Consider the following 19,673-nt stretch of genomic DNA (forward strand, 5'->3'; position numbering starts at 1 on the left):
AGCTACAGATTTATCAGCTGACACACCCTCATCGGGGCAAGCCCGCTCACCACAAGACCCTCGTTCGCTAAGGGTACGTTTTCACCAAAGATGTGTAGATACCCATGCTCATCGGGGGCAAGTCGAATCGTCGCACCGCCCCTCCCACATTTGATCTCCAGTGATCTTTAGCTGGCGATCAGTTGGCGCAACACGTAGTGCAAAATCCCGCCCGCCTTGAAGTACTCCACCTCATTGAGCGTATCGATCCGGCACAGCACCTCGACCTTCTCGCTGCTGCCATCCTCTCGCGTAATCACCAGCGTCAGGTTCATGCGCGGCACGATCTCCACCTCGCTCAGCCCAAGAATGTCGATCTTCTCCTTGCCACTGAGCTTGAGCGTCTTGCGGTTCTGATCGAGTTTGAACTGCAACGGCAGCACGCCCATGCCCACCAGGTTGGAACGGTGAATTCGCTCGAAGCTCTCGGCGATCACCGCCTTGACGCCCAGCAGGTTGGTGCCCTTGGCCGCCCAGTCGCGGCTGGAGCCGGTGCCGTACTCTTGCCCCGCAACCACCACCAGCGGGGTGCCCGACGCCTGGTATTTCATCGACGCATCGTAGATCGCCATTTTTTCGCCGGTGGGGATGTACAGCGTGTTGCCGCCTTCTTCGCCACCGAGCATTTCGTTGCGGATCCGGATATTGGCAAAGGTGCCGCGCATCATCACTTCATGGTTACCCCGGCGTGAGCCGTAGGAGTTGAAGTCCCGCGGTTCCACGCCTTGCTCGCGCAGGTATTGGCCGGCGGGGCTGTCGACCTTGATGTTGCCGGCGGGGGAGATGTGGTCGGTGGTCACCGAATCCCCCAGCAGGGCCAGCACGTTGGCGCCCTTGATGTCCTCGATCACCGGCAACGGGCCGGCAATGTCGTCGAAAAACGGCGGATGCTGGATGTAGGTGGAATCCTTCTGCCACACGTACGTCGCAGCCTGAGGCACTTCAATGGCCTGCCATTGCGCGTCGCCGGCAAACACCTCGGCGTATTCCTTGTGGAACATGCCAGTGCTGACCTGCGCCACCGCGTCGGCGATCTCCTGGCTGCTCGGCCAGATGTCCTTGAGGTAGACCGGCTTGCCGTCCTTGTCGTTACCCAGCGGCTCGCTGCTGATGTCGATGCGCACCGTGCCGGCCAGCGCATAGGCGACCACCAGCGGCGGCGAAGCCAGCCAGTTGGTTTTCACCAGTGGGTGTACGCGGCCTTCAAAGTTGCGGTTGCCCGACAGCACCGAGGCCACGGTGAGGTCGGCCTTCTGGATGGCTTTTTCAATCGGCTCGGGCAATGGCCCGGAGTTGCCGATGCAGGTGGTGCAGCCATAGCCCACCAGATCAAAACCGAGCGCGTCCAGGTAGTGGGTGAGGCCGGCGGCGTTGTAGTAGTCGGTGACCACCTTGGAGCCGGGCGCCAGGGAGCTTTTGACCCACGGCTTGCGCGTCAGGCCTTTTTCCACGGCTTTCTTGGCCACGAGCCCGGCGGCCATCATCACGCTGGGGTTGGAGGTATTGGTGCACGACGTAATCGCGGCGATGACCACCGCGCCGTTTTTCAGGCGGTAGGTGTTGCCTTCGTATTCGTAATCGGCTTCGCCCACCAGGTCGGCATTGCCCACGGCGACACCGCCGCCGCCTTCGCTTTCCAGGCGGCCTTCTTCCTTGTTGGTGGGTTTGAATTGCAGGTCGAGAAAGTCGCTGAAGGCCTGGCCGACATTCGGCAGCGCCACGCGGTCCTGCGGACGTTTCGGCCCGGCAAGGCTGGCTTCGACGCTGCCCATGTCCAGGGCCAGGCTGTCGGTGAACACCGGTTCTTGGCCGGCAATACGCCACAGGCCCTGAGCCTTGGTGTAGGCCTCGACCAATTTCACGGTTTCTGTCGGCCGACCGGACAGGCGCAGGTAGTCCAGCGTCACTTCATCCACCGGGAAAAAGCCGCAGGTGGCGCCATATTCCGGGGCCATGTTGGCGATGGTGGCGCGGTCAGCCAGAGGCAGATCGGCCAGGCCGTCGCCGTAGAACTCAACGAACTTACCGACGACGCCTTTTTTGCGCAGCATCTGGGTCACGGTCAGCACCAGGTCGGTGGCGGTGATGCCTTCCTTGAGTTTGCCGGTGAGCTTGAAGCCAATCACTTCCGGGATCAGCATAGACACCGGCTGGCCGAGCATCGCCGCTTCCGCTTCGATGCCACCCACGCCCCAGCCAAGTACGCCAAGGCCGTTGATCATGGTGGTGTGGGAATCGGTGCCGACCAGCGTGTCGGGGAAGGCGTAGGTGCGGCCGTCTTCGTCCTTGGTCCACACGGTGCGGCCCAGGTACTCCAGGTTGACCTGATGGCAGATGCCGGTGCCCGGCGGCACCACGCTGAAGTTGTCAAAGGCGCTCTGGCCCCAGCGCAGGAAGGCGTAGCGTTCGCCGTTGCGCTGCATCTCGATATCGACGTTTTGCTCGAAGGCATCGGCATTGCCGAACTTGTCGACCATCACCGAGTGGTCGATCACCAAATCCACCGGGGAGAGCGGGTTGATGCGCTGCGGGTCGCCACCGGCCTTGGCCACGGCGGCGCGCATGGCGGCCAGGTCGACCACGGCGGGTACGCCGGTAAAGTCTTGCATCAGCACGCGGGCGGGGCGGTACTGGATCTCACGGTCGGACTGGCGCTCTTTGAGCCAGGCGGCAATGGCCTTGAGGTCGGCGCCGGTGACGGTCTTGTTGTCTTCCCAGCGCAGCAGGTTTTCCAGCAGCACCTTGAGCGACATCGGTAGCTTGTCCAGGTCGCCCAGGCTCTTGGCGGCTTCGGGCAGGCTGAAGTAGTGGTAGGTTTTGTCGTCGATTTGCAGGGTTTTAAGGGTTCTCAGGCTATCAAGCGATGACATGACGCGACTCCTTATGGTCCGCACGGCTACGGACCTGACGGGACGAACAGAGCTATCAAACTAGCCCCGTTTTCATTAGCAGGCTAATAACTGGACTCTATGGGCAAGTCCAAGGTTCCGAACTCGGCTATCATGCGCGCGTTTTCATGACAGGCATTGCGATAGAGCAAGCCAGTTGCCAGGAGATTCAATGAACACCCTTTTTATGCACTGCCGCCCGGGTTTTGAAGGCGAAGTCTGTTCCGAGATCGCGGACCTCGCTGCGCGCCTGAACGTTTCCGGCTACGCCAAGGCCAAGACCGGCAGCGCCTGCGCCGAATTTGTCTGCACCGAAGAAGACGGCGCCCAGCGCCTGATGCACGGCCAGCGCTTTGCCGAGCTGATCTTCCCCCGGCAGTGGGCGCGCGGGGTGTTTATCGACCTGCCGGAAACCGACCGCATCAGCGTGATCCTCGCTCACCTGCGCGAATTCCCGGTGTGCGGCAGCCTGTGGCTGGAGATGGTCGACACCAACGATGGCAAGGAACTGTCGAACTTCTGCAAGAAATTTGAAGTGCACCTGCGCAAAGCCCTGCTGGGCGCCGGCAAGCTGGTGGACGACCCGAGCAAGCCGCGCCTGCTGCTGACCTTCAAGAGCGGCCGCGAAGTGTTCATGGGCCTGGCCGAGTCGAACAATTCGGCCATGTGGCCGATGGGCATCCCGCGCCTGAAGTTCCCGCGTGACGCGCCAAGCCGTTCGACGTTGAAGCTGGAAGAGGCCTGGCACCACTTTATCCCCCGCGACCAATGGGACGAGCGCCTGCACGGCGACATGACTGGCGTCGACCTCGGCGCTGCGCCGGGCGGCTGGACCTGGCAACTGGTCAACCGTGGCATGCTGGTGACCGCCATCGACAACGGCCCCATGGCCGAAAGCCTGATGGACACCGGTCTGGTGCAGCACCTGATGGCCGACGGCTTCACCTTCGTGCCCAAGCAGCCGGTGGACTGGATGGTGTGCGACATCGTCGAGAAACCGGCGCGCAACGCCGCGTTGCTGGAAACCTGGATCGGCGAGGGGCATTGTCGCGAGGCGGTGGTGAACCTGAAGTTGCCGATGAAGCAGCGCTATGCCGAAGTCAAGCGCCTGCTGGAGCGTATCGAAGAGGGCTTCAAGGCCCGCGGCATTCGCGTGGAAATCGGCTGCAAGCAGCTGTACCACGACCGTGAGGAAGTGACCTGCCACCTGCGCCGCCTGGTGGATGCGAAGAAAACCAAGGCCCGTTAACGAGGAGTCATCAATGAGCGATATCAACGAAAGCCCTGTCGACGGCATTCTCGATGCCACCGGCCTCAACTGCCCGGAACCCGTGATGATGCTGCACCAGCACATCCGCGACCTGCCGGCAGGCGGTTTGCTCAAGGTGATCGCAACGGACCCGTCGACCCGCCGCGATATTCCCAAGTTCTGCGTGTTCCTGGACCACGAACTGGTGGATCAGCAGGAACAGGCTGGCACTTATCTGTACTGGATTCGCAAGAAGGCCGACTAACCCCGCGCCTTGTCCGCCCGGATACGCCGGCGTGCACTGCGCGCCAGGCGTACCAGCAACATCCCCGCCGCACAGCTCAGGCCCACGATCAGCCCTTGCCACAAACCGCTGGGGCCGCTTGGGGCGCCGAGCCAGTCGGTCAGCCCCAGGGCATAACCCACCGGCAGCCCCACGCCCCAGTAGGCGAACAAGGTCAGCACCATGGTCACGCGGGTGTCCTGGTAGCCACGCAAGGCGCCGGCTGCCGTGACCTGGATCGAGTCCGAGAACTGGAACAGCGCCGAGAACACAATCAGCGTCGAAGCCAAGTGAATCACCACTGGGTCCGGGGTGTAGATCGTCGCGATCTGCTCACGGAACAACAGCATCAGGCTGCACGACAGGCACGCATACGCCAGCGCGGTGCCCATGCCGACACCGGCGGCGAAGCGCGCTTCCCGTGCCTCGCCACGGCCGAGGGCCTGACCGACGCGCACGGTGACGGCCATGCTCAGGGAGTAGGGGATCATGAACACCAGCGAGCTGACGTTCAGTGCGATCTGATGCCCGGACACCACCGTGGCGCCCAGGCTGCCGAGCAACAGGGCGATTACCGCAAAAATGCTCGATTCGGCGAAGATCGCGACGCCAATCGGCAGGCCAATCCCCAGCACACGCTTGATGACTGCCCATTGCGGCCAGTCAAACCGTTTGAACAATTCACTGCTCTGATAGGCCGGGCCCCAGCGCGTCCAGACGGCCAGGCCGAGCATCATCACCCACATCGCAATGGCCGTGGCCCAGCCGCAGCCCACGCCGCCCATGGCCGGCACGCCAAAGTGGCCGTAGATGAAGATGTAGTTCAGCGGAATATTCAGCGCCAGGCCGACCAGGCCCATGACCATGCTCGGCCGCGTGCGGCCCAGGCCATCGCTGAAACAGCGCAGCACGTAATACAGCGCAATCGCCGGCATCCCGGCGGCGATGCCGTGCAGGTAGCCCATGGATGGTTCGATCAGGTCGGGCTCGACCTTCATGGCATGCAGGATCGGTTCGGCGCACAGCAGCAGCAATGCGCCGATGATCCCCACGACCACCGCCAGCCACAACGCCTGGCGCACCAGCGGCCCGATCTCGTTGAACTGGCCTGCCCCGTAGCGCTGGGCGACTTTCGGCGTGGTGGCCAGCAGCGTGCCGCTCATCAGCAGGTACACCGGGATCCAGATCGAGTTGCCCAGGCCCACCGCCGCCAGATCCTGGGGGCTGACCCGCCCGGCCATGACCGCGTCGACAAAACTCATGGCGGTGGTGGCCAGTTGGCCGATCATGATCGGCAGGGCGAGCGTCAGCAGGTCGCGCACTTCCCGGCTGATGCGGGCGGGGCGGGTGAGGGCGGTGGCGGCAGTGTTCACGTACAGGTGTCCAATTGAGAGGAGCGCAAGGACGGCGGATTCTACGCCCTGACGCAATGGTCAGGAAAAAACCTGTGTTGGGGATTTGTAAGCAACCTGCCAGGCCCCCTCCCACATTGAATCCACGCAAGCCTGTACACTGCGGGTCCGCCAAAGGAGCCTGCCATGCTGATTGTTGCCGACGAAAATATCCCGCTGCTCGATGCCTTCTTCCAAGGATTTGGCGAGATTCGCCGGGTGCCCGGCCGTTCCCTTGACCGCGCCACGGTCGAGCAGGCGGATGTGCTGCTGGTGCGCTCGGTGAGCAACGTCAATCGCGCGCTTCTGGAGGGCTCCAACGTGCGCTTTGTCGGCACCTGCACCATCGGCACCGACCACCTGGATTTGGACTACTTCAAGCAAGCCGGTATCCAGTGGTCCAGCGCCCCCGGCTGCAATGCCCGTGGGGTAGTGGACTACGTGCTGGGCAGCCTGCAGACCCTCGCCGAGATCGAAGGCGCCGACCTCAATAAGCGTACTTACGGCATCGTCGGTGCCGGTGAAGTCGGCGGGCGCCTGGTCAAGGTGCTCAAGGGCCTGGGCTGGAACGTGCTGGTGTGCGACCCGCCACGGCAGATCGCCGAAGACGGCGACTATGTGAGCCTGGCGCAGATCGTCGAGCAGTGCGACGTGATCAGCCTGCACACGCCGCTGACCAAGTCCGGCAATGGCTCGACCTGGCATTTGTTCGACCGCCAGCGCCTGGAGCAGCTCAAGCCCGGCACCTGGCTGATCAACGCCAGCCGCGGCCCGGTGGTGGACAACGCTGCCCTGCGCGAGGTGTTGCTGGCGCGCGAAGACCTGCAAGCGGTGCTGGATGTATGGGAAGGCGAGCCCGAAGTGGATGCGGACCTGGCCGACCTGTGCGTGCTGGCCACGCCGCATATCGCCGGTTACAGCCTGGAAGGCCGTCAGCGCGGCACGGCGCAGATCTACCAGGCGTTTTGCGCGTACCTGGGCCAGGCACCGAGCATCCACTTGAGCGAACTGTTGCCGGCGCCGTGGTTGTCTGAAGTGCACCTGAATGCTTCGACCGACCCCGCCTGGGCGCTGGCGACCTTGTGCCGCAGCGTGTACGACCCGCGCCGGGATGATGCGGATTTCCGTCGCAGCCTGGTGGGAACTGTGGAAGAACAGCGTAAGGCGTTCGACCTGCTGCGCAAGCATTACCCGGAGCGTCGGGAGATCGAGGGCTTGAAGGTGCGTATCAATGGGGAGTCGGAGACGCTGTCGAAGATTGTGTCCGCATTGGGCGCAGTGGCTATTTAAGCGCCCATAAAAAACCCGGCCATCGCGGCCGGGTCTGAAAGAGCTTGGGCGTTTCAGCCTTGCTGGGCAGACTTGACCAGTTTTTCTTCCAGTTCGCGGCACGCTTGCTGGATCATCTCTTCGGTGATCTGAACCTCATGGCCTTGGGCGTCGATGACGGAGCAAGGCAACTGCTGGGGTTGGCGGATCACTTCAATCTTGGCATCGCTGCTGTTTTGCAAGGTCATGGCCTGTCTCCTCATCAGGTTGTGTACCTACTTTGAACCCCCCGCGTGACCGCGCTGTGACAACTCCCTGCACGACCACCGGTTCGAACATCCAGTCCACCAGAAACCGCTGTCGATTTCCAGCCGGGTGTTAGACCGATAGCCTCTAGGGGCCAGCATCGGCGGGCATAATTAACCTGACTCATTGTTATTTACCCAAGTTCCCCCAATGTTGAGGTATAGACCCCTCATCGGTGATGCCCTCCATGTTCTCAGTCCGTCAACGCCGCGCAATTCGCCTGGCCAGCCGCTTTATCGCGCCCTATCGCTGGCAGGCGCTGGGCGCCCTGTTGGCGCTGATCGTCACCGCCGGCATCACCTTGTCCATGGGGCAGGGCATCCGCCTGCTGGTGGACCAGGGCTTCATGACCCAGTCGCCGCATCTGCTCAACCAGTCCATCGGCCTGTTCATGATCCTGGTGCTGGGCCTGGCGGTGGGTACTTTTGCACGGTTTTACCTGGTGTCCTGGATTGGCGAGCGGGTGGTGGCGGATATTCGTCGGCAGGTGTTCAACCACCTCATCTACTTGCACCCCGGCTTCTACGAGAACAACCGCAGCTCCGAAATCCAGTCGCGGCTGACCACAGACACCACCTTGTTGCAATCGGTGATCGGCTCGTCGCTGTCGCTGTTCCTGCGCAATGCCTTGATGGTCATCGGCGGCATTGTGCTGCTGTTCGTCACCAACCCCAAGCTCACCAGTATCGTGGTGGTGGCGCTGCCGCTGGTGCTGGCACCGATCCTGATTTTCGGTCGCCGCGTGCGTAGCCTGTCGCGCCTGAGCCAGGACCGGATTGCCGATGTGGGCAGTTATGTGTCCGAAACCCTCGGCCAGATCAAGACCGTGCAGGCCTACAACCACCAGGTCCAGGACGAACAACGCTTTGCCGTGACCGTCGAAGAAGCCTTTGCCACGGCGCGTAAACGTATTGCCCAGCGGGCCTGGCTGATCACCTTGGTGATCATGCTGGTGCTCGGTGCCGTGGGCGTGATGCTGTGGGTGGGCGGCATGGACGTGATCAGTGGGCGTATTTCCGGCGGCGAACTGGCGGCGTTTGTGTTCTACAGCCTGATCGTCGGCAGCGCCGTCGGCACCCTGAGCGAAGTACTCGGTGAGCTGCAACGCGCCGCCGGTGCAGCCGAGCGCATTGGTGAGCTGTTGCAGTCGACTAACGAAATCCAGGCGCCGGCCGCAGGCACGGTGCAATTGCCGGCGCGGGTCAGTGGGCGTATGGAGCTGCAGGACTTGCGTTTTTCCTACCCGTCACGGCCCGACAGCTACGCAATCGACGGCTTGAATCTGACGATCAACCCCGGCGAAACCCTGGCCTTGGTCGGGCCATCCGGCGCGGGCAAGTCGACCATTTTCGACCTTCTGCTGCGTTTCTACGACCCCCAGCACGGCCGCATACTGCTCGAAGGTCACCCGCTGACCGAGCTCGACCCCCTGGATCTGCGCCGCCATTTCGCCTTGGTGTCCCAGAGCCCGGCGCTGTTTTTCGGCAGCGTCGAAGAAAACATTCGCTACGGCAACCCGAGCGCGACCCGCGAGCAGGTCGAAGCCGCTGCGCGCATCGCCCACGCCCATGATTTCATCCTGCAAATGCCCAACGGCTACCAGACTCACCTGGGCGACGGTGGCCAGGGCCTCTCCGGCGGCCAGCGCCAGCGCCTGGCCATCGCCCGCGCCTTGTTGGTCGACGCACCGATCCTGCTGCTGGACGAAGCCACCAGCGCCCTCGATGCCCAGAGTGAACACCTGATCCAGCAAGCCTTGCCGCAACTGATGCAAGGGCGCACCACGCTGGTGATCGCCCATCGCCTGGCCACGGTGAAGAATGCTGATCGGATCGCCGTGATGGACCAGGGCAAGCTGGTGGCGGTGGGCACGCATCAGCAGCTGATTGCGAGCAATCCGCTGTATGCGCGGTTGGCGGCGTTGCAGTTCAGTGCTGTTGGGGATATGGAATGAAGCTGCGGTGTGCTTGCTCCTTAAGGCATTATGCAATCTTTCGCTATTGATCTGGATGAGGACATGAGCCGCTATCAACCTCCGTTGACACTGACCACAAAGATGCTGGCCCTGGTGGCTGATATCAGTGAGCAGATTGGTCAGCTCTCAGTCGGTGACGACACCCGTCAGACGCCACAGCTCAGGCGGGGTAATCGAATCCGTACGATTCAGGCCTCATTGGCGATCGAGAACAATACCCTCAGCGTCGAGCAGGTGACTGCTGTTCTGGAAGGCCGACGAGTATTGGGGCTGCCTAGAGAAATCCAGGAAGTGCGTAATGCGTTTGCTGCCTACGAGGCAATGCCGCAGTGGCTGCCGAGTAATCGCGCGGATGTGTTGAAGGCTCACGAACTGCTGATGTATGGCTTGATCGACGATGCCGGACGGTTTCGGCAGGCGGGTGTTGGTATCTATCGTGGCGAGCAATTGGTACACATGGCTCCGCCCGCGAGCCGTGAGACGCATCTGGTGGATGACCTGCTCCAATGGTTGTCGGTTTCCGATTGGCACCCGTTGATCGCCAGCTGTGTATTCCATTATGAGTTTGAATTTATCCACCCTTTTGCCGATGGTAATGGGCGCATGGGACGGCTCTGGCAAACGCTGATTCTCAGCCAATGGCGTCCTGTATTGGCCTACCTGCCAGTGGAAGCGGTTATTCGTGAACAGCAGGACGCTTACTATGCCGCGCTTTCAACTGCAGACCGGCAGGCCGAGGCCACGCCCTTCGTTGAGTTCATGCTGCAGGCGTTGAGCCTGGCCTTGGCTGAAGCCGTGCAAAGCGAGCCTCGGGCAGGCTCATAAAAAATGCCCGCATTTTTCAATGCGGGCATTTTTCCTTTCCGTTTCAAGTGTTACTGATCGTCAAAATACCGCTCATGCCAATCCACCAGCGGCTGTGGCGAGTTGAGCTTTTGCCCGTAGATCACTGAATAAGACAGCACGTTCTGCACGTACTGGCGGGTTTCGTCGAATGGGATGCTCTCCACCCATACATCGAAACTCAAGTGATCGGCACCGCGCAACCACTGGCGCACGCGGCCGGGGCCGGCGTTGTAGGCGGCGGAGGCGAGTACGCGGTTGCCGTTGAATTGGCTGTGCACCTGGCTCAGGTAGGCGGCGCCGAGCTGGATGTTTTTGTCGGGGTCCAACACCTGGGCCGGGGAGGCCAGGGGGATGCTGAATTTGCGCGCGGTTTCCTTGGCGGTACCGGGCATCAGTTGCATCAGGCCGCTGGCGCCAACGCCGGAGCGGGCATCGTCCATAAAGGCGCTTTCCTGGCGGGTGATGGCGAATACCCAGCTCGAATGCAGGCCACGAACCTTGGCTTCACGCACCAGGGTGTCGCGGTGGGCCATCGGGAAGCGGATGTCCAGATCGTCCCAGTACTGGGCCTGGCTTATGGTGCGGATCGCCGGGAAGTACCACTTCATGTCGTACGCCAGCTTGGCTTGGGCGACCATCTCATCGCGGTTGAAGTGGCGGCTGACGTGGTACCACTCGCGGCGACCGTCCACGATCTGCCCACGGGCGTAAAACTCCAGGGCGCGGCGTACGCCGGGGGTGTTACGGACTTTATTGACCAGCGCCTGGCTCATCACCAGCGGCTTGTTGTTCAGTTGATACGGGGCTTTGGAGCGATCAGCCGCGAGGAATCCGTAGAAGTCCCGCTCCCGCGACAGGTTCTTGTAGAGCACCAGGGCTTGCGGGTTCTTCGGCTCGGCCAGTTCCAGGCTGCGGGCCTGCCAGTAGCGCCAGCGGTTGGTGGTGGCCAGGTCTTGTGGGAGTTTGCGCGTCAACTGGTAGGCATCTTCCCAGCGTGCCAGGCGCAACAGCAAGCGCAGGCGCCACTCGGAGACGGTGTTGTCGCGCAGCTCGGGGTCGTACTTGGTCATCACCTCAAGGGCGCGTGGGTCGAAGCGCTTGGCCAGGGTCAGGCCGATTTCGCGGGCGATCGACACTTTTTCGTCACGGGAGAAGTGCATGCTGCTGGCGTAGCCGTCGAGCAGGGCCATGGCCTTGTCCGGGTCCTGGCGGGCCAGGCGACGCAGGCCCAGGCCCACGGCGTCAGACATAGCCTCGGTGGCCGGCTGGAAGCGCGATGGATCGCTGAGCATGTCGGGCTTTTGCGCCACATCCACCATCAGGCGGCCTTGGGCGCCGAGCGTCGGCAGGGTTTTCACCAGGCTGTTGGCGAGCGCGTAGTTGCGCGCTTCGGCGGCGAGCTTGGTGCGGTCCCAGATTTTCTGTTCGGTGAGTTGGCCGTCGGCGGCCCACTGGCCAAAGGTGGCATCACAGGCGGCGGGTTGGGATTTGCCGGTCATCCACAGCTTTTCGGCGGTCTTGTAGCCTTCGGCCTTCAGGTTGTGGGTGAGCTGGTATTGGCCGTGCAGGCAGTCCAGTTCGACGAAATTGAGTTTGGAGTCGTAGTACTTTTCAAAGGTCTGCCAGTCGCCACGCTCGGACAGCCAGCGCAACCAGCGCAGCTTCATCCAGTTGGCCTGGGGCAGGTCGCCGTTTTTGGCGAGAAACTGCTCGATTTCCTGATTACTCGCGGTTTTCAGGCGCGCGGTCAGCTCGTCGTAGGCCAGGTACGGCGTCAGCGGGTAGTCGGCCAGGGCCTGGCTGTATTGCATATAGGGGCCGGTATCGCCCTTGGCCAGTGCGCGCTTGGCTTCATCGTAATATTGACGTTGGGTGGTGAGGTCCACGGCCTGGGCGGATTGAACGGCGGTGGCGGAAAGAAGCAGACAAGATAAAAAGTTGAAAAGGCGACTGCGCATGAGACGTCCGTGCAGAGAAATCACGACTAGCGCCGGCACCGCCGACGCTGATTGCCCCTAGCTTAGCCTTTTGCCAGCGACCGGCGAAAGCTTTGCCGGCCGGTTCGTTCAGGTTTACCGGAAATGTCCTACAGAACGTGTCGGCCTTGAAAATGCTGGCCGCATCCCACCCTCAAGTCAGGTAGAATGCGCGCCCAGTTTTTGGAGAAGCGTATGACCCTGCTCAAATTCAGCGATGTGTCCCTTGCTTTCGGCGCTATGCCGTTGTTGGACAAGGTGTCCTGGCAGATCGCCCGTGGTGAGCGGGTGTGCATCATCGGCCGCAACGGCACCGGCAAGTCCAGCATGATGAAGCTGGTCAAAGGCGACCAGAAGCCCGATGACGGCTCTGTCTGGCGCGCCCCAGGCCTCAAGATTGGCGAATTGCCGCAAGAATTGCCGGTGGCCGACGGACGGACAGTGTTCGACGTGGTTGCCGAAGGCCTGGACGGCGTGGGTGAGTTGCTAGCGCAATACCATCACCTGGCGCAGAACTGCGTCACCGAGGAAGACCTGGACAAGCTGATGCACGTCCAGCAGGACCTCGAAGCCCGTGACGGCTGGCGCCTGCAGCAACTGGTCGACAGCACCCTGAGCCGCCTGCAACTGCCTGCCGACAAGACTCTCGCCGAATTGTCCGGCGGCTGGCGTCGCCGCGTGCTGCTGGCCCAGGCATTGGTGTCCGAACCGGATTTGCTGCTGCTCGACGAGCCCACCAACCACCTGGACATCGGCGCCATTGCCTGGCTTGAAGAAGCCATCAAGGACTTCCAGGGCGCCGTGCTGTTCATCACGCACGACCGTGCCTTCCTGCAGAGCCTTGCCACGCGCATCCTCGAACTGGACCGTGGTGGCCTGATCGACTGGAACGGCGACTACGCCAGCTTCCTGGTGCACAAGGAAGCGGCGCTGTCGGCTGAAGAAACCGCCAACGCCCTGTTCGATAAAAAGCTGGCCCAGGAAGAAGTCTGGATCCGCCAGGGCATCAAGGCCCGCCGCACCCGTAACGAAGGCCGTGTACGCGCGCTGAAAGCCCTGCGCGTTGAGCGCAGCGAACGTCGCGAGCGTACCGGCAAGGCCAATATCCAGCTGGATACCGCCGACAAGTCGGGCAAGCAGGTGATGGTGCTGGAGAACGTCAGCTTCCATCACCCGGATGGCCCGTTCCTGATCAAGGACTTCTCCATGGTCCTGGCTCGCGGCGACCGTATCGGTCTGCTGGGCGCCAACGGTACCGGCAAGACCACCTTGCTCAAGCTGATGCTTAATGGCCTGCAACCGACCAGTGGTAAAGTCGAAGAGGGCACGCGCATCGACGTGGCCTACTTCGACCAGTTGCGCCATCAGTTGGACCTGGAAAAAACCGTGATCGATAACGTGGCGGAAGGCCGCGACTTTATCGATATCGACGGCCAGAGCCGCCATGTGTTGAGTTACCTGGGCGACTTCCTGTTCAGCCCGCAGCGTGCACGTACGCCGGTCAAAGCGTTGTCCGGTGGTGAGCGCGCACGCCTGCTGCTGGCGAAGCTGTTCAGCAAGCCGGCCAACCTGCTGGTACTCGACGAACCAACCAACGACCTCGACGTAGAAACCCTCGAACTGCTGGAAGAGGTCCTGTTGACCTTCAACGGCACCGTGCTGATGGTCAGCCACGACCGGGCATTCCTCGACAACGTGGTTACCAGCACCCTGGTCTTCGAAGGTGAAGGCAAGGTTCGCGAATACGTCGGTGGTTATCAGGACTGGCTGCGCCAGGGCGGTTCACCGCGCCTGTTGGGCGTGACCGAGAGCAAGTCCGGCAAGGCCGACTTGACCTCGGCGGTGGTAACACCGGTTGCCGCCGCGGCTCCTGCACCCGAAGCTGCGCCGGCGGCCAAGAAGAAGCTCAGCTACAAGCTGCAGCGCGAGCTGGAAGCGTTGCCGGGTGATATCGACGCCAAGGAAAAGCAGATTGCTGCTGTTGAAGCGGACATGGCTGATGCGGGTTTCTATCTGCGTCCGGCAGCGGAAACTGCCAAGGTCATTGCTTCCCTGGAGGCGCTGAACCAGGAACTGGAAGTGTTGATGGAGCGTTGGGCCGAGCTGGATGCCTGAGTGATCCGCATGCAATAAAAAACCCGGTGTTCACTAGTATGAACACCGGGTTTTTCATATGAAATGCAGTTCAAATGTGGGAGGGGGCTTGCCCCCGATGGCGGTGTATCAGTCTCCAAATGTATCAACTGACAGACTGCTATCAGGGGCAAGCTCCCTCCCACATTTGGTCCTCATTCGCCTTATGAGGTTTTTACAAGCTTCACGGCCAGCACATCGCACGGCGCGCCGTGCAGCACATCATTGGCAGTAGAACCCAGCAACAACGCCAAGCCGTGACGACCATGGCTACCCACCACGATCAAGTCGCAAGCCTCTTCCTTGGCCAAGTGATGGATTTCCTGGCGCGGTTGGCCGTATGTCAGGTGGCAGTCTTCCTTTTTCAGGTGCGGGTATTTAAGAATCAAACGGTCCAGGCGCTCCTTGGCCTGGTCAAATTGTTGTTGCTGCAACTGGGAAAGGTCCATCGGCACGTCACCGCCAAAGGCCATGGCCATGGGCTCGACGATATGCACCAGCGACAGTTTGGCGCCATTGGCAATCGCGGATTCCTGCGCGCGCTTGATCACTGGATCGCACTCTTCGGTCAGGTCGACAGCGACCAGAATATGTTGGTAGGGCATGAGGCGTTCCTCCAGGGGACTGCAATAAATTAAGTATGGCTGCTTTCAAGCGGATCGGGTTGTATCCGGTCAAATCCGCTCATCTAGAAATTCGGGAGTACACATATGACGGTCTGGATAGTGGTGTCAATCCTTGTGGTGGTTCTGAGCCCTTTGGCATGGCTGCGCCCGTCGCGCCATCAGAGCGGGCGGATGGCCCTGCGCATGGAGGCGCGCCGCATCGGGCTGGCCATGCAGTTGGCACCCCAGGAGTGGCCGCACTGGCTCAAACAGGAGCCGCCGAGCCCCTGCGCGCAGTACTGCCGGCCACGGCGTGGCAGCACGCCGGCCATCTGGAGCTACTGGCAATTGGAGCCGGGGATGTGGGTCAACCAGTGGCGCGAAGTCTGTGAGGACGAGAAGTTGTTGCCGTATTTTGCAACGCTGCCGGCCAACGTCTACAAAGTCGAGGCTGACAAGCAGATGATCGCCCTGTATTGGGGCGAGAAGGGCGAAGCGAGTGATCTGCTCGCCATTGATGCACTGCTCAAGGCGTTGGCATGAAAGCCAGGCAATAAAAAGCCCGACATCATCATCGGGCTGGAGTTGGCCAGGCAGGCCGGTAAATCTCTGGTTGCCGCGTCGGATGTTCATCCAGGCGCGTTACGGTTGCGGCTAGCCTAGCCGGATATCCCGTTCTGTACAGTCTTTTCCCACATCTTTCCTATAATTGATTTCGTGAATGTTTGAATATTGGCGAAGCGTGGGCCTATGGTTGGGGTTCTGAAATGACTGGAAAGTCGCGTTTTTCCTAGCCTTTCGAGCGATTGACAATTGCCTGGAATTGGATGAAGGTGGCGTACCCAAATCAAACGGGCGTATGAATTGAGCGTTTGTCTGTCAGACCGCTCATACATGCATCCCGACTATCGCATTGGCGGGTGTGCCTGGCGGATTGGAGTGAGCATTGACCTAGCGGCCAGTGTCCAACCAGAGGCCAGCGTCCAATGTGTACTGTTCAGCTTCCATATCGTGGAGATCAGTTGATGATTTACGAAGGTAAAGCCATCACGGTTAAGGCTCTTGAAAGTGGCATCGTCGAATTGAAATTCGACCTCAAGGGTGAGTCCGTCAACAAGTTCAACCGTCTAACCCTGAACGAACTGCGTCAGGCCGTAGACACCATCAAAGCAGATGCTTCGGTCAAGGGCGTGATCGTTTCCAGCGGCAAGGACGTGTTTATCGTCGGCGCTGACATCACCGAATTCGTCGACAACTTCAAGCTGCCCGATGCCGAGCTGGTGGCTGGCAACCTCGAAGCCAACAAGATTTTCAGCGATTTCGAAGACCTCAACGTACCGACCGTTGCCGCGATCAATGGCATCGCGCTGGGCGGCGGCTTCGAAATGTGCCTGGCCGCAGACTTCCGCGTCATGTCGGCCACTGCCAAGATCGGCTTGCCTGAAGTCAAGCTGGGCATCTACCCAGGTTTCGGCGGCACCGTACGTCTGCCGCGCCTGATCGGGGCCGACAACGCCATCGAATGGATTGCCGCAGGCAAGGAAAACCGTGCTGAGGACGCGCTGAAAGTCGGCGCTGTCGACGCCGTGGTTGCCCCAGACAAACTGGCCGAAGCTGCACTTGACCTGATCAAGGGCGCCATCAGCGGCGAATTTGACTACAAGGCCAAGCGTCAGCCGAAGCTGGAAAAACTCAAGCTCAACGCCATCGAACAAATGATGTCGTTCGAAACCGCCAAAGGTTTCGTGGCTGGCCAGGCCGGCCCGAACTACCCGGCGCCGGTTGAAGCGATCAAGACCATCCAGAAAGCCGCGAACTTCGGTCGCGACAAGGCACTGGAAGTAGAAGCGGCAGGCTTCGTCAAACTGGCGAAAACCTCGGCGGCCCAAAGCCTGATCGGCCTGTTCCTGAATGATCAAGAACTGAAGAAAAAGGCCAAGGCCTACGACGAAATCGCCAAGGACGTGAAACAGGCCGCCGTACTCGGCGCCGGTATCATGGGCGGCGGTATCGCCTATCAGTCGGCGTCCAAAGGCACGCCGATCCTGATGAAGGACATCAACGAGCACGGTATCGAGCAAGGCCTGGCCGAAGCGGCCAAGCTGCTGGTAGGTCGCGTTGATAAAGGTCGCATGACCGCTGCAAAAATGGCCGAAGTGCTTAACGGTATTCGTCCTACGCTGTCCTACGGCGATTTCGGCCATGTCGACTTGGTCGTCGAGGCCGTTGTCGAGAACCCGAAGGTCAAGCAGGCGGTACTGGCTGAAGTTGAAAGCCACGTCAAAGACGACACGATCCTGGCGTCGAACACCTCGACCATTTCCATCTCGCTGCTGGCCAAGGCCCTCAAGCGTCCGGAAAACTTCGTCGGCATGCACTTCTTCAACCCGGTGCACATGATGCCGCTGGTGGAAGTGATCCGTGGCGAGAAGTCCAGCGAACTGGCCGTTGCCACCACCGTGGCCTACGCCAAGAAAATGGGCAAGAACCCGATCGTGGTCAACGACTGCCCGGGCTTCCTGGTCAACCGCGTGCTGTTCCCGTACTTCGGCGGTTTCGCCAAGCTGGTCAGCGCCGGTGTGGACTTCGTGCGTATCGACAAAGTCATGGAAAAATTCGGCTGGCCAATGGGCCCGGCGTACCTGATGGACGTGGTCGGCATCGACACCGGCCACCACGGTCGCGACGTAATGGCTGAAGGCTTCCCGGACCGCATGAAAGACGACCGCCGCTCGGCGATCGATGCGCTGTACGAGGCCAAGCGCCTGGGCCAGAAGAATGGCAAGGGCTTCTACGCCTACGAGGCGGACAAGAAGGGCAAGCAGAAGAAAGTCGCCGATCCATCGGTGCACGAAGTGCTCGCGCCGGTCATCTACGAACAGCGTGAGGTGTCCGACGAGGACATCATCAACTGGATGATGATCGCCCTGTGCCTGGAAACCGTGCGCTGCCTGGAAGACGGCATCGTCGAGACCGCCGCCGAAGCCGATATGGGCCTGGTGTACGGTATTGGCTTCCCTCCATTCCGTGGCGGTGCGCTGCGTTACATCGACTCGATCGGTGTGGCTGAATTCGTTGCCCTGGCTGATCAATACGCTGATCTGGGCCCGCTGTACCACCCGACCGCGAAGCTGCGTGAAATGGCCAAGAATGGCCAGAGCTTCTTCGGTTAAGCGCCCAGACGACTAGAGCGAGAATATTTATGAGCTTGAATCCAAGAGACGTGGTGATTGTCGACTTCGGTCGCACGCCGATGGGCCGCTCCAAGGGCGGCATGCACCGCAACACCCGCGCTGAAGACATGTCCGCGCACCTGATCAGCAAAGTGCTGGAACGCAACGTCAAGGTCGACCCGAACGAAGTCGAGGACGTGATCTGGGGCTGCGTCAACCAGACCCTGGAGCAGGGCTGGAACATCGCGCGCATGGCCTCCTTGATGACCCAGATCCCGCACACTGCGGCGGGCCAGACCGTCAGCCGCCTGTGCGGTTCGTCGATGAGCGCGCTGCACACCGCCGCCCAGGCGATCATGACCGGCAACGGTGATGTGTTCGTGGTCGGTGGTGTGGAGCACATGGGCCACGTCAGCATGATGCACGGCGTTGATCCTAACCCGCACATGTCCCTCTACGCGGCGAAAGCCTCGGGCATGATGGGCCTCACCGCGGAAATGCTCGGCAAAATGCACGGCATCACCCGCGAAGCCCAGGACGCGTTCGGCGTACGCTCCCACCAACTCGCCCACAAGGCGACGGTGGAAGGCAAGTTCAAGGATGAAATCATCCCGATGAACGGCTACGACGAGAACGGTTTCCTGAAACTGTTCGACTACGACGAAACCATTCGTCCGGATACCACCCTGGAAAGCCTGGCAGCCTTGAAACCTGCCTTCAATCCAAAGGGCGGCACCGTGACAGCCGGCACTTCGTCGCAAATCACCGATGGTGCTTCATGCATGATCGTGATGTCGGCGCAGCGTGCCCAGGACCTGGGCATCCAGCCACTGGCGGTGATCCGTTCGATGGCCGTGGCGGGTGTGGACCCGGCAATCATGGGCTATGGTCCAGTACCGGCCACACAAAAAGCCTTGAAGCGCGCGGGCCTGACCATCTCCGATATCGACTTCTTCGAGCTCAACGAAGCTTTCGCCGCACAGGCCCTGCCAGTGCTGAAAGATTTGAAAGTACTCGACAAGATGAATGAGAAGGTTAACCTGCACGGCGGTGCGATTGCCCTGGGCCACCCATTCGGTTGCTCCGGTGCACGTATTTCCGGCACTTTGCTTAACGTGATGAAGCAAAATGGCGGCAACCTTGGGGTTGCCACCATGTGCATTGGTCTCGGCCAAGGCATTTCCACCGTCTTCGAACGCGTCTAAGCGTTGAGTTGACGGAAGCCGGGGCCCAGTGCCCCGGTTTTTGTTTTTGGGTGGTCTTGTATTTTTTTTTTAACAAATTTTGTAAGAGGGCCAGAGCATGAAAGTTGAACCAGGGCTCTACCAACATTATAAGGGGCCGCAGTACCGCGTTTTTAATGTGGCACGGCACTCTGAAACTGAAGAAGAAGTGGTGTTCTACCAAGCGCTGTATGGTGAATACGGCTTTTGGGTACGCCCCTTGAGCATGTTCCTGGAGACCGTCGAAGTTGACGGCGAACAGGTCCCGCGCTTTGCTTTGGTCCAGGCCGAACCCAGTCTTTTTTCAGGGCAATAAC

Annotated in this window: 14 protein-coding genes and 1 pseudogene; 10 read left to right on the forward strand and 5 right to left on the reverse strand. The window is 60.8% G+C overall.

Annotated elements, in window-relative coordinates:
• Window positions 1-167 precede the first annotated feature (167 nt).
• Window positions 168-2,909, reverse strand: coding sequence for an aconitate hydratase AcnA (gene acnA, locus AB3G88_RS07575; RefSeq protein ID WP_112194076.1), 2,742 nt, complete (start codon window positions 2,907-2,909; stop codon window positions 168-170).
• 190 nt (window positions 2,910-3,099) lie between these two features.
• Between acnA and rlmM the strand changes: the two genes are divergently transcribed.
• A complete protein-coding gene (gene rlmM / locus AB3G88_RS07580) occupies window positions 3,100-4,176 on the forward strand; it encodes a 23S rRNA (cytidine(2498)-2'-O)-methyltransferase RlmM (RefSeq protein WP_099587444.1) in 1,077 nt (358 codons plus the stop codon).
• Between the two features lie 13 nt (window positions 4,177-4,189).
• A complete protein-coding gene (gene tusA, locus AB3G88_RS07585) occupies window positions 4,190-4,441 on the forward strand; it encodes a sulfurtransferase TusA (protein WP_099587443.1) in 252 nt (83 codons plus the stop codon).
• Here tusA and AB3G88_RS07590 read toward each other — a convergent pair.
• Complete coding sequence (locus AB3G88_RS07590) at window positions 4,438-5,832, reverse strand: MATE family efflux transporter (protein ID WP_158877102.1); 1,395 nt, start codon at window positions 5,830-5,832, stop codon at window positions 4,438-4,440. The genes tusA and AB3G88_RS07590 overlap by 4 nt on opposite strands.
• A gap of 165 nt (window positions 5,833-5,997) precedes the next feature.
• Between AB3G88_RS07590 and pdxB the strand changes: the two genes are divergently transcribed.
• Window positions 5,998-7,140, forward strand: a complete 1,143-nt coding sequence (gene pdxB, locus AB3G88_RS07595) for a 4-phosphoerythronate dehydrogenase PdxB (RefSeq protein ID WP_480453578.1) — start codon at window positions 5,998-6,000, stop codon at window positions 7,138-7,140.
• Between the two features lie 53 nt (window positions 7,141-7,193).
• On the opposite strand, the gene AB3G88_RS07600 is transcribed toward pdxB, so the two are convergent.
• Window positions 7,194-7,367 (reverse strand): PA1571 family protein, encoded by a 174-nt coding sequence (locus AB3G88_RS07600; RefSeq protein WP_400527079.1) that lies wholly within the window; start codon window positions 7,365-7,367, stop codon window positions 7,194-7,196.
• 236 nt (window positions 7,368-7,603) lie between these two features.
• Between AB3G88_RS07600 and AB3G88_RS07605 the strand changes: the two genes are divergently transcribed.
• A complete protein-coding gene (locus AB3G88_RS07605; protein ID WP_480453580.1) occupies window positions 7,604-9,379 on the forward strand; it encodes an ABC transporter transmembrane domain-containing protein in 1,776 nt (591 codons plus the stop codon).
• Between the two features lie 63 nt (window positions 9,380-9,442).
• Window positions 9,443-10,210: pseudogene (locus tag AB3G88_RS07610) on the forward strand (Fic family protein); the annotation flags it as partial.
• 65 nt (window positions 10,211-10,275) lie between these two features.
• Here the strand turns inward: AB3G88_RS07610 and AB3G88_RS07615 are convergent.
• The gene (locus tag AB3G88_RS07615; RefSeq protein ID WP_099587439.1) at window positions 10,276-12,204 is read right to left on the reverse strand and encodes a transglycosylase SLT domain-containing protein; all 1,929 of its coding nucleotides are present in this window, start codon (window positions 12,202-12,204) and stop codon (window positions 10,276-10,278) included.
• Window positions 12,205-12,417: 213 nt separating this feature from the next.
• On the opposite strand from AB3G88_RS07615, the gene AB3G88_RS07620 reads away from it, so the two are divergent.
• Window positions 12,418-14,337: an ATP-binding cassette domain-containing protein gene (locus AB3G88_RS07620; protein WP_099587438.1), complete on the forward strand. Its 1,920-nt coding sequence runs from the start codon at window positions 12,418-12,420 to the stop codon at window positions 14,335-14,337.
• A gap of 182 nt (window positions 14,338-14,519) precedes the next feature.
• On the opposite strand, the gene AB3G88_RS07625 is transcribed toward AB3G88_RS07620, so the two are convergent.
• Entirely contained in the window at window positions 14,520-14,960 is a 441-nt protein-coding gene (locus AB3G88_RS07625) for a universal stress protein (protein ID WP_400527075.1), read from the reverse strand.
• Between the two features lie 105 nt (window positions 14,961-15,065).
• On the opposite strand from AB3G88_RS07625, the gene AB3G88_RS07630 reads away from it, so the two are divergent.
• From AB3G88_RS07630 to AB3G88_RS07645, 4 genes are all read left to right on the forward strand, one after another.
• Entirely contained in the window at window positions 15,066-15,503 is a 438-nt protein-coding gene (locus tag AB3G88_RS07630; RefSeq protein WP_099587436.1) for a hypothetical protein, read from the forward strand.
• A 482-nt stretch (window positions 15,504-15,985) separates the two neighbouring features.
• Complete coding sequence (gene fadB / locus AB3G88_RS07635; protein ID WP_112194089.1) at window positions 15,986-18,133, forward strand: fatty acid oxidation complex subunit alpha FadB; 2,148 nt, start codon at window positions 15,986-15,988, stop codon at window positions 18,131-18,133.
• Window positions 18,134-18,162: 29 nt separating this feature from the next.
• Window positions 18,163-19,338 carry an acetyl-CoA C-acyltransferase FadA gene (fadA, locus tag AB3G88_RS07640; RefSeq protein ID WP_112194091.1) on the forward strand — a complete coding sequence of 392 codons (1,176 nt, stop codon included), beginning with the start codon at window positions 18,163-18,165 and terminating at the stop codon, window positions 19,336-19,338.
• A gap of 97 nt (window positions 19,339-19,435) precedes the next feature.
• Window positions 19,436-19,672: a DUF1653 domain-containing protein gene (locus AB3G88_RS07645; RefSeq protein WP_112194093.1), complete on the forward strand. Its 237-nt coding sequence runs from the start codon at window positions 19,436-19,438 to the stop codon at window positions 19,670-19,672.
• Window position 19,673: the final 1 nt, after the last annotated feature.

Source organism: Pseudomonas arvensis (genome assembly GCF_056688935.1).